General features: G+C 64.7%; 11 protein-coding genes. 9 read left to right on the top strand and 2 right to left on the bottom strand.

Going from position 1 to position 14,957, the window contains the following annotated elements; all coding sequences use genetic code 11:
* Positions 1–123: 123 nt before the first annotated feature.
* A complete protein-coding gene (locus tag FLG15_RS03365; protein WP_057677764.1) occupies positions 124–819 on the top strand; it encodes a VIT1/CCC1 transporter family protein in 696 nt (231 codons plus the stop codon).
* A 91-nt stretch (positions 820–910) separates the two neighbouring features.
* Here FLG15_RS03365 and yihA read toward each other — a convergent pair whose 3' ends face one another.
* Complete coding sequence (gene yihA, locus FLG15_RS03360; RefSeq protein ID WP_150145533.1) at positions 911–1,534, bottom strand: ribosome biogenesis GTP-binding protein YihA/YsxC; 624 nt, start codon at positions 1,532–1,534, stop codon at positions 911–913.
* Positions 1,535–1,677: 143 nt separating this feature from the next.
* Between yihA and FLG15_RS03355 the strand changes: the two genes are divergently transcribed.
* From FLG15_RS03355 to FLG15_RS03320, 8 genes are all read left to right on the top strand, one after another.
* A complete protein-coding gene (locus tag FLG15_RS03355; RefSeq protein ID WP_057677763.1) occupies positions 1,678–2,475 on the top strand; it encodes a c-type cytochrome in 798 nt (265 codons plus the stop codon).
* Between the two features lie 96 nt (positions 2,476–2,571).
* Positions 2,572–3,222, top strand: coding sequence for a thiol:disulfide interchange protein DsbA/DsbL (locus FLG15_RS03350; protein ID WP_057677762.1), 651 nt, complete (start codon positions 2,572–2,574; stop codon positions 3,220–3,222).
* Between the two features lie 91 nt (positions 3,223–3,313).
* Entirely contained in the window at positions 3,314–4,129 is an 816-nt protein-coding gene (locus FLG15_RS03345; RefSeq protein WP_017156697.1) for a thiol:disulfide interchange protein DsbA/DsbL, read from the top strand.
* Between the two features lie 49 nt (positions 4,130–4,178).
* Positions 4,179–4,916, top strand: a complete 738-nt coding sequence (locus FLG15_RS03340; protein WP_010377815.1) for an endonuclease/exonuclease/phosphatase family protein — start codon at positions 4,179–4,181, stop codon at positions 4,914–4,916.
* A gap of 136 nt (positions 4,917–5,052) precedes the next feature.
* Entirely contained in the window at positions 5,053–7,032 is a 1,980-nt protein-coding gene (betT, locus tag FLG15_RS03335) for a choline BCCT transporter BetT (RefSeq protein ID WP_057677760.1), read from the top strand.
* A 40-nt stretch (positions 7,033–7,072) separates the two neighbouring features.
* The gene (gene betB / locus FLG15_RS03330; RefSeq protein ID WP_150145531.1) at positions 7,073–8,545 is read left to right on the top strand and encodes a betaine-aldehyde dehydrogenase; all 1,473 of its coding nucleotides are present in this window, start codon (positions 7,073–7,075) and stop codon (positions 8,543–8,545) included.
* A gap of 126 nt (positions 8,546–8,671) precedes the next feature.
* A complete protein-coding gene (gene betA, locus FLG15_RS03325; protein ID WP_057677778.1) occupies positions 8,672–10,342 on the top strand; it encodes a choline dehydrogenase in 1,671 nt (556 codons plus the stop codon).
* Between the two features lie 156 nt (positions 10,343–10,498).
* On the top strand, positions 10,499–11,731 hold the full coding sequence (locus FLG15_RS03320) for a multifunctional CCA addition/repair protein (RefSeq protein ID WP_057677758.1): 1,233 nt from the start codon (positions 10,499–10,501) through the stop codon (positions 11,729–11,731).
* A 178-nt stretch (positions 11,732–11,909) separates the two neighbouring features.
* Here FLG15_RS03320 and FLG15_RS03315 read toward each other — a convergent pair whose 3' ends face one another.
* Entirely contained in the window at positions 11,910–14,579 is a 2,670-nt protein-coding gene (locus tag FLG15_RS03315) for a TonB-dependent receptor (protein ID WP_057677757.1), read from the bottom strand.
* Positions 14,580–14,957: the final 378 nt, after the last annotated feature.

The following is a 14,957-nucleotide window of genomic DNA, read 5'->3' as shown; positions in this document are numbered from 1 at the left end:
GCCATCGGTGGTGGTGCAGCATTCCACACCTCACCACGCGGACGCCGGCGAGAACAAGACGCAACCACGCTTGCTCCGCCTTGCCCGGTTAAGTTGGCGCCGTGTCCACCTGGAGCACGCACAATGCGACCTATCCATCACGAACGCCATCGCAGCGACAACGCTGGCTGGCTGCGTGCCGCCGTGCTTGGCGCCAATGACGGCATCCTCTCGGTGGCCGGCTTGCTGGTCGGCGTGGCCAGCAGCGGTGCGGCCGCAGCGGACGTGCTTGCCACCGGCATCGCCGGCTTGGTCGCCGGCGCGATGTCGATGGCTGCCGGCGAATATGTGTCGGTGCAATCGCAGGCGGACACCGAGCGTGCCGACCTGGCGCTGGAACGGCGCGAACTCCGCGATCACCCGCAGAGCGAATTGGAAGAGCTCGCTGCGATCTACTGCCAGCGCGGGCTGGATGCTGCGCTGGCACGCCAGGTCGCCGAACAATTGACCGCCAGGGATGCACTGGGAGCACATGCACGCGACGAACTCGGCATCACCGAGAGCCTGCGCGCGCGACCGCTGCAGGCCGCGCTGGCGTCGGCCGCGGCATTCTGCTGCGGCGCGGCACTTCCGCTGCTGGCCGCGCTGCTGGCGCCGACCGCTCGCACGGCACCGGTGACCAGCCTGACCGCGTTGCTCGGTTTGGCCTTGACCGGCGCGGTAGCGGCGCGGACTGGCGGCGCCTCTGGCCTGCGCGGCGCCATCCGGGTGCTGTTCTGGGGCGCAGCGGCAATGGCCACCACCGCCGTGATCGGACACCTGTTCAACGTCCACGTCTAAGCAGCCGCGACCGTCTCACGAATCGGTTGTGTTGCTGCCTATGCGGCGACGCACTGCCTCTGGGCGATCAGCGCAATCTTGCCGTGCCCGCTCAGTGCTCGGCCGGCGGCTCGACTGTCAAACCCAGCCAAGCACCGACAATCCCGCGCAATTCGTCCACACCCTGGCGCGACTCGCCCGAGTAGGTCTGCACGGTCACGCTGTCGCCAAAGCGCGAGGTCACTTCCTTCTTGACCTTCTGCAGGGCCTGCATCTGCTGGCCACGGCCCAGCTTGTCGGCCTTGGTCAGCAAACCATGCGCGGGCAGGCCGCGTTCGGCGGCGTAACCGAGCATCTGCAGGTCGTAGTCTTTCAGCGGGTGGCGGATATCCATCACCACCACCAGCCCGCGCAAGGCTTGGCGGGTGCGGAAATAGCGGTCGATGAAGGCCTGCCAGTGCGCCTGCAGGTCCTGCGGCACCTTGGCGTAGCCGTACCCGGGCAGGTCCACCAGATACCGCTCGGGCTGGATCTGGAAGAACACCAGCTGCTGGGTGCGGCCGGGGGTCTTGGACACGCGCGCCAGCGCGTTCTGGCGGGTCAGCGCATTGAGCGCGCTGGATTTTCCGGCATTGGAGCGGCCGGCAAAGGCCACCTCGTAGCCGTCGTCGTCGGGCAATTGCCGGGCGTTGTGGGCGGACAGGTGGTAGCGGGCTTGTTCGATAAGGAGCGACATCCCCTTAGGATCGCACGTTCGAGCCTGGCAGTTTTGCTGCACTGTTCGTTGACCCTGGCGCAAAGGCGTGTCGATAATCGAAGCACGCCTGCCACTGCCAGTACCCAACGCGCGCGGGCCGGGTCCATACGGAGCTTTAGCTGATGCGCCATGCTCGTGTGCTAGTCCTCGCCGCCCTCGCCGTACCGGTCATTGCGGCCGTGGCGTTTGCGCAATCGGCAGTCACGCCGATCCCCGATCCGCCGCCGGTGCGCGTTGCGCCGCTGGAGGTGGATCTGGCCAAGACCACCTGGGGAGATGCCAAGGCCGGCCAGACCAAGGCCGCTGCCTGCGCAGCCTGCCATGGACCGGACGGCAATCCGGCAGTGGCGATGTACCCACGCATTGCCGGGCAAACCGAGCGCTACGTGGCGCATCAGGTGGCGCTGATTGCCAGCGGCGAGCGTAATACCGGGATGTCGGCGGTGATGGTGCCCTTCGTCAAGGACCTCACCGCGCAGGATATGCGCGATCTGGGCGCCTATTTCGCCACCCAGAAGGCCTCCGCCGGTGTCGCCGACGACGCGGCGATCGCCGAGGGCCCGTACCAGGGCATGAAGTTCTACGAGGTCGGCGAAAAGCTCTACCGCGGTGGCGACATCGCGCGCGGCGTGCCGGCCTGCATGGCCTGCCATGGGCCATCGGGCGGCGGCAATCCGGGCCCGGCCTATCCGCGCCTGGGCGGACAGCACGCCGAGTACGTGGCGCGGCGCCTGAAGGAATACCAGGCCGGCGCCACCCAGGAGCGCAATCCGGCGCTGTTCAATATCATGGCGCAGGTGGCGCATCCGCTGACCGAGCAGGAGATCCAGGCGTTGGCCAGCTATCTGCAAGGCCTGCATGATCGTGCCGACGACGCGGCAGCGACGCAGCCGCCTGCAGGAGCGCCTGCACGTTCGTGAGCTGATCCCTGCCGTCGCCACACACCGCTTCACGACGCCGGTCCCGCGACCGGCGTCGTCGTTTACCGCTCTCCCCCTCGCCCCCACGGAGCCCGCATGAAATTGCTTTCCCGTCTGACCTTGCTGTTGATGTTCCTGTTGCCGCTGGTGGCCTGCGCCGCCGACAAGAAGGCCGTGCCGGTCGAAGGCGAGGACTACACCCTGATCGACGGCGGCCAGCCGTACGCCCCGCTGGCCGGCAAGGTCGAAGTAACCGAAGTCTTCGGCTATACCTGCCCGCACTGCGCGCATTTCGAACCGGTGCTGGAAGCCTGGGTGGCCAAGCAGCCGGCGTACGTACGCTTCACCCCGGTACCGGCGGCCTTTGGTGGCTTCTGGGACGCGTTCGCGCGCGCCTACTTCGCCGCCGATATCCTGGGCGTGGCCAAGCGCAGCCACCGCGCCATGTTCGAGGCGATCCATGAAAAGCAGACCGTGCCCACCCAGAACGTGGCGCCCGAAGAACTGGCCGCGTTCTACGCCACTTATGGAATCCCGCAGCAGCGCTTCATCGAGACCTACAAGAGCGAGGCGGTGGATGCCAAGCTCAAGGCCGCGCGCGAGTTCGCGCTGCGCAGCAAGATCCCCGGCACCCCGGCCATCATCGTCAATGGCCGTTACCTGATCGGCGCACGCAATTACCCGGACATGCTGCGGATTGCCGACTATTTGATCGCCCGCGAACACGCCGCGCCAGCCAAGCGCTGAACCGCATAACCGCCAGCGACGGCCACGCGTGGCATCATGCGCCCCGCGGCCGTCCGGCCCTTTTCTCGCCCCACGCTGGAGATCCAATCCGATGAAGACCCGCTTCGCCCTGACGCTGATGGCGCTGTTGCCGATCCTGGTCGCCTGCAAGGCGCAGGACGGTTCGTCCGACACCGCACCTGCCGCCACCACCCCAGCTGCCGAACCGGCGTCCGCGCCTGCTGCCGCTACCCCGGCCACCGATCCGGCCGCTCCGCCTGCAGTGGGCGAAAGCGCCACCACGCCGCCGCCTGCCGCGCCCAGCGCTGCCCCGCGCGCACCGAATGGCCCCGAGCCGGTCGCCGGCACCGATTATCTGGACATCGACGGTGGCCAGCCCTATCAGCAGGCCGCCGGCAAGATCGAAGTGGCCGAAGTCTTCGGCTACGTCTGCCCTGCCTGCAACGCGTTCCAGCCGCTGATCGGGCCGTGGAAGGCCGGCCTGCCGTCGGACGTGCATTTCGTCTATGTGCCGGCCATGTTCGGTGGCCCGTGGGACGACTACGGCCGCGCCTTCTATGCCGCCGAAACCCTGGGCGTGCAGGAAAAGACCCACGAAGCGCTGTACAAGGCCATCCACGTCGACCAGACCCTCAAGGGCGAGCGCGGCAAGGATTCGGTACAGGACATCGCCGCGTTCTATGCCAAGTACGGCGTGGACCAGAAGACCTTCATCGACACCATGAGCAGCTTCGGCGTCTCGGCCAAGACCAACCGCGCCAAGCAGTTCGCCACCCGCAGCAAGATCACCGGCACCCCGTCGCTGATCATCAACGGCAAGTACCTGGTCAAGGGCCAGAGCTTCCCGGACATGCTGCGCATTGCCGATCACCTGATCGCGCGCGAACGCGCCACGCTGGCCAAGTGAGGCGCGCGAACGCAACGTCGTGAACGCTTCGGACTCGCGCATCCTGCGGGTGCTGACCGCCAATATCCAGGCCGGCTCCAGCACTCGCCGTTACAGCGACTATGTGACGCGCAGCTGGTCGCACGCGTTGCCGCTGGGCAGCAAGCGCACCAGCCTGGACAGCATCGCCAAGCTGGTGGGCGAACGCGACATCGTCGGCCTGCAGGAGGCCGATCCGGGTAGCCTGCGCTCGGGTTTCACCAACCAGACCCACTATCTGGCCGAGCGCGCCGGTTTCGATTACTGGAGCCACCAACCCAACCGCCGCATGGGTGGGGTGGCCTCCAGCGCCAACGGTTTGTTGAGCAAGCTCGAACCGGTGGAAGTGCAGGACCATGCCCTGCCCGGCCGCATCGGCGGGCGCGGCATCCTGCTGGCGAAGTTCGGCGAAGGCCGCGATGGCCTGGCCGTGGCGGTGGCGCACCTGTCGCTGGGCGCCAATTCGCGCATGGCGCAGTTGGCCTTCATCGCCGAACTATTGTCCGACCATCCCAACGCGATGTTGATGGGCGATTTCAATTGCATGGCCGATCGACCGGAGATGCAATCGCTCTATCGCCATACCCGTCTGCAACCGCCCAGTTGCGAGGTGCATACCTTTCCCAGCTGGCGTCCGGACCGGGCGATCGACCACATCCTGGTCAGCGACAGCCTGGTGATCGAACATACCGAAGCGATTCCGGCCGCGTTTTCAGATCACTTGGCGGTGGGCATGGATATCCGCGTGCCAAGGCAATTGCTGCGTTAAGCAACCGGAAAAGTGACAACGGGTTCGCATTGGCGAACTCGACCGCTGACCCCCCCTCGACACCGCCTGTGCGATAACGCAGGCGGTTTTTCGTTGGGAGCACAGCACGTGATACGCAGCGTATGAGTGCGTCGCCATGAGTGCGACAGCGCCGCAGACCTTGCCGGTACGTACCCTGCGCCCGGTGTTCGTGCTGGCTGCCACTGTCGTATGCACGTTTGCCTTGCTGGTGTCGTTGTTTCCGCTGGAATCCGGGCGTGTGCTGCTGGATGCGCAGACCTGGGCGTCGCGCAATGTCGGCTGGTACTACCTGCTGGCGATGACGCTGTATCTGGTTTTCGTTTTAGCCACGGCCCTGTCTAGCTACGGCAACATCAAGCTGGGCGCCGATCACGACGAGCCGGAATTCAGTTATCTCTCCTGGGCCGGCATGCTGTTCGCCGCTGGCATCAGCATCACGCTGTTCTTCTTCTGCGTCTCCGAGCCGCTCACGCATTATCTGCAACCACCCCAGGGTGGTACCGGCAGCGGCGAGGCGTCCGCACGCCAGGCGATGCAGGTGCTGTTCCTGCATTGGGGCCTGCATGGTTGGGGGGTGTTCGCACTGGCCGCCATGGCCCTGGCGTATTTCGCCTTCCGCCACAACCTGCCGCTGGCATTGCGCTCGGCGTTGTATCCGCTGATCGGCAAGCGCATCAACGGGCCGATCGGTTACACCGTGGATGCGCTGGGCATCGTGGCCACGGTGTTCGGCATCGGTGCGGACATGGGTTTTGGCGTGCTGCATCTCAACGCCGGGCTGAGCACCTTGTTCGATATGCCGCATACGCACTGGGTGCAGGTCGCGTTGATCGTGGCGATGATGGGCGCGGCCATCGTGGTGGCGGTCTCCGGCGTCGAAAAAGGCGTGCGCTGGATGTCGGACATCAACATGCTGCTGGCCATTGCGCTGTTGTTGTTCATGCTGTTCGCCGGCCCGACGCAGTACCTGCTCAATGCGCTGATGCAAAACCTGGGCGACTACCTGGGCAGCGTGGTCAACAAGAGTTTCGACGTGTACGCCTATGGTGGCCGTGCCGATTGGCTGGGCAACTGGACAGTGTTCTATTGGGCCTGGTGGATCGGCTGGGCACCCTTCGTCGGCCTGTTCATCGCGCGCATCTCGCGCGGCCGCACCATTCGCGAATTCGTGCTGGGAGTGTTGCTGATCCCGCTCGGGTTCACGCTGGCGTGGCTGTCGATCTTCGGCAACAGCGCGCTGGATCAGCTGCTGCATCACGGCCAGGCTGCCTGGGCGCAGCAGGCCATCGATGCGCCGCAGACAGTGTTGTATGCGTTGCTGCAGAGTTACCCCTGGAGCCGCACGGTGATCACGGTGACGGTGACGATCAGCTTCGTGTTCTTCGTGACCTCCGCCGATTCCGGCACGGTGGTGTTGTCCACGCTCTCCTCTCACGGCGGCGAACCGCACGACGATGGCCCGCGCTGGCTGCGCGTGTTCTGGGGCGTGCTCACTGCCGTGGTCACGGCAGGCTTGCTGCTGGCCGGCAGCATGGACGCACTGAAATCGGCGGTGGTGCTGGCGTCGCTGCCATTTTCCGCAGTGCTGCTGCTGATGGCCTGGGGCCTGTCGCGCGCACTTGGCGAAGAATCGCAGCGCAAACGCGCGCAGCTTTACAGCCCCAGCCCGTTGATCGGGCAATCGCGTCACCACGGCGGCTGGCGTCAGCGGCTGGGCCAGGCGATGCACTTCCCGGCGCGCGATGAGGTGTATCGCTTCATGCATGACCAGGTGCGCCCGGCCATCGAAGCGGTCACCGCACAGCTGCAGGAGGAAGGCTGGAAGGTCAGCAGCCGCATCGACGACGGCGACATGGAAATCAGCGTCGATCACGGCGAACAGCAGGGTTTCCGCTATCAAATCGTGATGCGCGGCTATCTCACTCCGTCGTTTGCCGCGCAGCGCTTCCGCAACCAGCGCTACTACCGCGCCGAGGTCTACCTGTACGAAGGCAGCCAGGACTACGACCTGGTGGGCTACAGCCGCGAACAGATCATCAACGACATCATCGATCAATACGAACGTCACCTGCAGTTTCTGCACCTCACCCGCTGAAGGTGCCTCGCTGCGGCGACCGTCCCACAGGAGGTTTGTCATGCCACGTTTCCCCGACCAGTTGCTGTATATCGGCGGCCGTTATGTTCCCGCCCGCGGCGGCCACACGTTCGAAGTGGTCAACCCCGCCACCGGCGAGGTGCTGGCCAACGTGCACAACGCCGGTGCCGACGACCTGGATGCGGCCGTCGATAGCGCGCAGGCAGGCCAGCAACACTGGGCCGCCCTGACGATGGTGGAGCGATCACGTATTTTGCTGCGTGCGGTGGCGTTGCTGCGCGAGCGCAACGACGCGTTGGCCGAGCTGGAAACGCTCAACACCGGCAAGCCGCTGAGCGAAACGCGTAGCGTGGACGTGTTCACCGGCGCCGACGTGCTGGAGTATTACGCCGGCGTTGCGCAGGCGCTGCAGGGCGCGCAGGTGCCCTTGCGCGAGGGCAGCTTCTTCTACACGCGCCACGAACCGCTGGGCGTTGTGGGTGCGATCGGCGCATGGAATTACCCCATCCAGATCGCGTTGTGGAAAGCCGCCCCCGCCCTGGCCGCCGGTAACGCGATGATCTTCAAACCCAGCGAAGTCACCCCGCTCACCGCGCTTAAACTGGCCGAAATCTTCACCGAGGCCGGCCTGCCCGATGGCGTGTTCAACGTGTTGCCCGGCTATGGTGCCAGCGTGGGCACGGCGCTCACCGAGCATCCGCAGATCGAAAAGATCAGCTTCACCGGCGGCACCGCCACCGGCCGCAAGGTGATGGCCAGCGCATCGAGTTCGTCGCTGAAGGAGGTGACCATGGAGCTGGGCGGCAAGTCGCCGCTGATCGTCTGCGCCGATGCCGACCTGGACCTGGCGGCCGACATCGCCATGATGGCCAACTTCTACAGCTCCGGGCAGGTGTGCACCAACGGCACGCGCGTGTTCGTGCCGCGCGCCTTGCGTCACGCATTCGAAGCGCGCCTGCTGGCCCGCGTGCAACGGATCCATATCGGCGACCCGCTCGATGAGCGCACCACCTTCGGTCCGCTGGTCAGCGCCGCGCATATGCAGCGCGTGCTGGAGCATATCGAACAGGGCAAGGCCGAAGGCGCGCGTCTGCTGTGCGGCGGCGAGCGCCTGCAAGACGGCGCCTTGGCGCAGGGCTATTACGTGGCGCCGACCATCTTCAGCGACTGCACCGATGTGATGACCATCGTACGCGAGGAAATCTTCGGGCCGGTTTTAAGCCTGCTCACCTACGACGATGAAGACGAAGCGGTGACGCGCGCCAACGCCACCACGTATGGCCTGGCGGCAGGCGTGGTCACGCCGGACCTGGCGCGTGCACATCGTCTGATCCATCGCCTGGAAGCGGGCATCTGCTGGGTCAACACCTGGGGCGAGTCGCCGGCACCGATGCCGGTGGGTGGCTACAAGCAGTCGGGCGTGGGTCGCGAAAACGGCCTGGCGACCCTGCAGGCCTACACGCGCACCAAATCGGTCCAGATCGAACTGGAACGCTACGCGTCGGTGTTCTGACGGCGGGGAGCCAGCGCAGGCAAGCGCGGTCGCACCAACGCGCCGCGATCGCTCCCCGGGAGCCTACCTGCGTCAGTCCCATACGCCTTGATCGCCACCGCACCGCTACCGCATCAGGAGAACACCATGCAACGCGAATACGACTACATCATCATCGGTGCCGGCTCGGCAGGCAACGTGCTGGCGGCACGCCTGACCGAAGATCCCGGTGTGACCGTGCTGCTGCTCGAAGCCGGCGGGCCGGATTACCGCCTGGATTTCCGGACGCAGATGCCGGCCGCATTGGCGTTTCCGTTGCAGGGGCGTCGCTACAACTGGGCCTACGAAACCGAGCCGGAACCCTACATGGACAACCGGCGCATGGAATGCGGCCGCGGCAAGGGCCTGGGCGGTTCGTCGCTGATCAATGGCATGTGCTACATCCGCGGCAATGCGCTGGACTTCGATCATTGGGCCAAGCGTCCCGGCCTGGAGGACTGGAGCTACCGCGACGTCCTGCCGTACTTCCGCAAGGCAGAGACGCGCGACATCGGCGCCAACGACTATCACGGCGGCGACGGCCCGGTGAGCGTGGCAACGCCGAAGAACGACAACAACGTGTTGTTCCATGCCATGGTCGAGGCAGGGGTACAGGCAGGCTACCCGCGGACCGACGATCTCAATGGTTACCAGCAGGAAGGCTTCGGACCGATGGACCGCACGGTGACACCACGCGGGCGCCGTGCCAGCACCGCGCGCGGCTACCTGGACATGGCCAAGCCGCGCGATGGCCTGCATATCGTCACCCACGCCACCACCGACCGCATTTTGTTCGCAGGCAAGCGTGCCATCGGCGTGCATTACCTGGTGGGCAACAGCAGCGAGGGAATCGATGCGCATGCACGCCGCGAAGTGCTGGTGTGCGCCGGTGCGATCGCCTCGCCGCAGCTGCTGCAACGCTCCGGCGTGGGCGCGCCCGATCTGCTGCGCGCGCTCGATGTGCAGCTGGTGCACGACCTGCCCGGTGTCGGCCAGAACCTGCAGGATCATCTGGAGGTGTATATCCAGTATGCGTGCACCAAACCGGTCTCGCTGTATCCGGCACTGCAATGGTGGAACCAGCCGGCGATCGGCGCGGAATGGTTGTTCGCTGGCACCGGCACCGGCGCCAGCAATCAGTTCGAAGCCGGCGGCTTCATCCGCACGCGCGAGGAATTCGACTGGCCCAACATCCAGTACCACTTCCTGCCGGTGGCCATCAATTACAACGGCAGCAATGCCGTCAAGGAGCACGGCTTCCAAGCGCACGTCGGCTCGATGCGCACCCCCAGCCGCGGGCGTGTGCACGCCAAATCGCGCGACCCGCGCCAGCATCCTTCGATCCTGTTCAACTACCAATCCACCGACCAGGACTGGCAGGAATTCCGCGATGCGATCCGCATCACCCGCGAGATCATCGCGCAGCCGGCGCTAGACCCCTACCGCGGCCGCGAGATCAGCCCCAGCGCGGACTGCAAGACCGATGCGGAGCTGGACGCATTCGTCCGCTCCCGCGCAGAAACCGCCTATCACCCCTCCTGCTCGTGCGCGATGGGCACCGACGACATGGCGGTTGTCGACGGCCAGGGCCGCGTGCACGGCATGGAGGGCCTGCGCGTGATCGACGCCTCGATCATGCCGCGCATCATCACCGGCAACCTCAACGCCACCACCATCATGATTGCCGAGAAAATCGCCGACCGCATGCGCGGCCGCACCCCATTGGCGCGCAGTACCGCCGATTACTACATTGCCGGCGATACCCCTGTGCGCGGGTGACTCTTGCCTCGGTCGCGCGTGCGGTGTCCTCCCGCCTTTGGCCTCCATCGCGAACCCGTCCGTAGGCCCATTGGCCGCGTCCACGCCGCCAAAGGGCCGGCAAGCAGCCGGGACACCGCACAGACAGGCGCATGATTGCTCGGGCATCATGCGCCGATGAAGATCTATCTTGTTGGCGGCGCAGTCCGCGATGCATTGCTTGACCAGCCGGCTGGCGACCGCGACTGGGTGGTGGTCGGTGCCGATCAGGCGCAGATGGAAGCGCAGGGGTTCAAGCCGGTCGGCAAGGATTTCCCGGTGTTTCTGCACCCGCGCAGTGGCGAGGAATACGCATTGGCGCGCACCGAGCGCAAGTCCGGCCGCGGATATCGCGGCTTCGTGGTGGACGCCGACCCATCGGTGACATTGGAAGAAGACCTGCTACGCCGCGACTTCACCATCAACGCGATCGCGCGCGATGAGGAAACGGGTGAATTGTTCGATCCGTACAACGGTGCGCGTGATCTGCAGGCGCGCGTCTTGCGGCATGTCGGTCCGGCGTTCATCGAAGATCCTGTGCGCGTATTGCGTGCCGCGCGCTTCATGGCGCGGCTGGCACCGCTGGGCTTCACTGTCGCTGCTGAAACTGCGGCATTGATGCGGGACATGGCCGCCAGCGGCGAACTCGATAGCCTGGTACCGGAGCGCGTGTGGCAGGAGCTGCGGCGCGCCTTGGGCTGCGCGCAGCCCTCGGCGTTCCTGCGCACGCTGCACGACACCGATGCGCTGCGGGTCATCCTGCCGGAAGTCGATGCGCTGTACGGCGTGCCGCAGCGCGCCGAATTCCATCCAGAGGTCGACACCGGCATTCACCAGGAAATGGTCAGCGACATGGCCGCGCGTCTCGCGCCCGGCGACGCGCTGGTGGGCTTTGCTGCACTGACCCACGATCTGGGCAAGGCACTCACACCACGCCAGGAATGGCCGCGCCACGTCATGCACGAACAACGCGGCGTGGCGCCATTGCAAGCGCTGTGCGAACGCCTCAAGGTGCCGCAGGAGTATCGCCAGCTCGCCGTCACCGCCTGCCGCGAGCACTTGAACGTGCATCGCCTGGCCGAGCTGCGCGACCGTACCCTGCACGAACTGCTGCTGCGCTGCGATGCGTTTCGCCGGCCGGAACGTATCGCGCAGCTGGCACTGGTCTGCGAAGCCGACAAGCGTGGCCGTCTGGGTAGCGAAGAGGCCGCGTACCCACAAGGCGAAGAACTCAAGCGACTGCACGCCGCGGCCTTGGCAATCAACGCGCGCGACCTGGCAGCCGAGGGCCTGCAAGGCCCGCAGATCGGTGAAGCATTGGCAAAGGCACGCATTGCGGCGATTGCGGCGGCACGAAAAATCGGTGCATGATTGCATGTCGCGCACCTGTTTTCACGTGCAACGCGATGTGGGGACGCGAGCAAGGACGGAATTGCAGCAACCCGGTGCACCGAAAAGCCTGCCCATTCGACGTCAGTAATTCACCGGAAATCCGATTTCCGCCGTTGGATAAAGGCGGCTGCCCACGAGCAGCCGCCGCGGCCGGGCATCACAGCTTGAAGTTCAGGCTCAGCATGAAAGAGCGACCGTTCTTGTAGATGTAGTACGGCTGGTTCTTGTTGCCGATGTAGCTGAAGTAGGTTTCATCCAGCAGGTTGGTGGCCTCCAGCGCCACGCGCAGCCGCTCGGTGGCCTGGTAGCCCAATGACGCATCTACCTGCGTAAACGCGTCGGTCATCTGCTGCCCGTTGAGCCGGCCAATCTGGGTGAAGTATTCCGAGCGCCACCCCAGATTCACCCGTGCGCTCCACTTGCCCTGCTCGTAGTACGGGCTGATGTTGTAGGCGTTGCGGGAGTTGTAAGGCAGGCTGTAGTCGCCGTCGGTGTTGGAATCGGAATAGGTGTAGTTGGCCACCACGCCGAAGCCATTGCCGAAATTGTGCTGCAGATTGAGCGCCACACCGCGCACCTTGGCATCGCCGGCATTGGTCGGCACCGAGGTCTGGTAGGTACTCGATCCACCGGTGGCGTTATTGAAAAACACACGGTCCTGCACGGTGGTCAGGATGTAGTTGGAGATATCGCGCGAGAAGAATTCGCCACTGAGCAAGCTGCTGTCGGAGAAATACCACTCCAGCGAGGCGCCCAGGTTGGTCGACTCGTATGGGCTCAGTCCCGGATTGCCGGTCGACGCCGTCAGCGTGGTGTCGTCGGTGGCCACGTACGGCGTCATGTTGGTGTAGCGCGGCCGCGCGATGACCTTGGAGGCGGCAAACCGCAGCATCAGGTCGTCGCGCAGGTCGTAGGCAATGTTGAACGAAGGCAGCCATTTACCGTAGCTGCTGAGAAAGTTGACCGGCGTGTAGCCGCCGCCCGGTGCATAGCTGTAGCCATCTGTCGAATCGCGCGAATGCACGTAACGCACGCCGATGTTGCCGCGGTACCGCTCGCCGGAAAAATTGCCTTGCAAAAACCATGCACGGTTCTGCTCTTGGATGCTGTAGTTGCCGGCATAGCTGATCGGCAGCCCATCGTCGCCTTCCAGTCCGCTGATATACCGGCTGATCGCACCACTGTTGATGGTCGACCAGCGTTGCATGTCGGCGCTGGTCGACAGCCCGTCCAGATAGCCCGACGGCGTGGTGCCCGGCGAGAATGCCGCCAGCGTGCTGCCATCGTTCGGGGTCCAGGTACGGCTATAGGACGATTGCCCGGTGGCGTGATTGGTGAGCTTGATGCCGGTGAGGATCTGCGTAAACGGCCCCCACTCCACCGCATGATCGAAATCCAGCTGCAGATAGCGCTCCTTGTCGTACTGCGGGCTGTGACTGGCCGATGCGTTGTTGAGCTGCATCGCTGCCGCATTGGTGGGATCGGTGCCGTAGTCCATCGCGGTACGGCGCCCATCGATGGCGTAGCTGTAGCCAGCCAGATTGCGGAACTGGATGCCGTAGATACGCTCGGCGCCGCCTTGCGAACTGGTGTAGCCCACCTGGCTGGAGGCGTTCCAGCCATCGCCATGCCAGTCGGTGCGCAAGTGGATGCTGCCGGTGCTGACCTGGCTATTGCGCAGATAGCCGTCGAGATAGGTGTTGGACTGATCGCCGAACGTACCCGAAGTGGCGATACCGTTTTCGAAGCCCAGTGCCTGCGCATCGCCCGGCGTCGAACCCCAATAGCCGTAGCGGCTCTGGTTGTAGTTGTCGAAGCTTTCCTTGACATACAAACCGGTCAGATTGAGCTCGAAATCGCTATCTGGCTTCCACTGCAGCGCTGCGCTGACACCGTCGCGCTTGCGCGTCTGCTGGAACAACGCCGTGTTGATCGAGGTCGGAAACACGCCGGTGTTGCTGCCGACCACACCTGGTGGAAACCCGGCGCCCTGCACATTGTCATAGCCGAAAATTTCGACGCCGTCGCGGCGCAGGACACGCTGCGAATGCATCACCGAGGTGAGCACGCCCAGCGTTTCGTCCTGGTTCTTCCAGCTGTACAGCGCCGAGGCGTTCGGCTTGCCTTCGTCGGAACGATCGTTGTAGCCGTAACTGACGGTCCCGGTGAGCGTATTGCGATCCAGGTCGAGCGGCTTGCGCGTATGCACGATTACGGTTCCACCGATGGAGCCCTCGTCGATGCGCGCTTCGGGCGTCTTATAGACCTCCATCAAGCCGACCACCTCCGGCGCCAGCGTGCTGTAGTTGAACGAGCGACTGTCCGGATCGTTGGGATCGCCGCCCCAACTGGTCGATGCGATGGTCTGGCCATTGAGCAGCACGCGATTGAGCGCCGGGTCGGTTCCCAGGATGCTGACTTTCTCACCCTCGCCGAACTGCCTGTCCACCGTGATACCGGACAACCGCGACAGCGATTCGGCAACATTGGTATCTGGAAACTTGCCGATGTCTTCGGCGCTGATCGCATCGACGATCGCGTCGGCGTTGCGCTTGACGTTGAGCGCCTTGCCCAGGCTGGCCTGATAACCCACCACCTTGATTTCGTCCAGGGTGGAGACCGAGGGACTGGTTTGTGATGGTGTCTGTTGTTGCGCGGGTGCGGGCTGCTCCTGCGCAACTGCGGGAAGGCTTGCGACGCAGGCCAGGCTGGCGCCACCAATGAGCAGGCGCCCGACAGCAGCGCTCAATGGTGAGCGGCGCAATAGGTTGTTGGACGCAGATAACGGAACGCAAGGGGACAACACGAACATACGGGAAAACAGCATTGCGTGGACCTCATCACTGATGTCGGATGGCAACCGCTTGGTTGCACAACGGCGCGCGACGCGCGTGCCTAGCCCGTGATCCGTCCCCTGTGCCGGATACGAGCAGCCGCCCGCATTGCATGACGACATGCGGGTAAACGCCGGACCGCTGGAACAACGGCCGGTTGTCGTCTTCTCAGACGTGGAGTAGGTATGTCTTTGCTGAGAACGTTACCAGCGAAGGTGCCTTCCGTGGGTGGCAGTGTCAACCCGCTGCTGCATACCTCTATTTTTATGCACTAAACGCCGCCTTCCCTGCAGATGTCGGGATGATGGCGTGATCGCTGTCTCACTGTCGTTGGCGTCGATGCAGACCACTGCGCCCTAGGCCCTGCTCGC

This window comes from Xanthomonas phaseoli pv. dieffenbachiae, from assembly GCF_008639345.1.
GTDB classification, from domain to species: domain Bacteria; phylum Pseudomonadota; class Gammaproteobacteria; order Xanthomonadales; family Xanthomonadaceae; genus Xanthomonas; species Xanthomonas phaseoli.
Note: the sequence above shows the minus strand (reverse complement) of the source record. Positions and strands in the feature narration are given on the sequence as shown.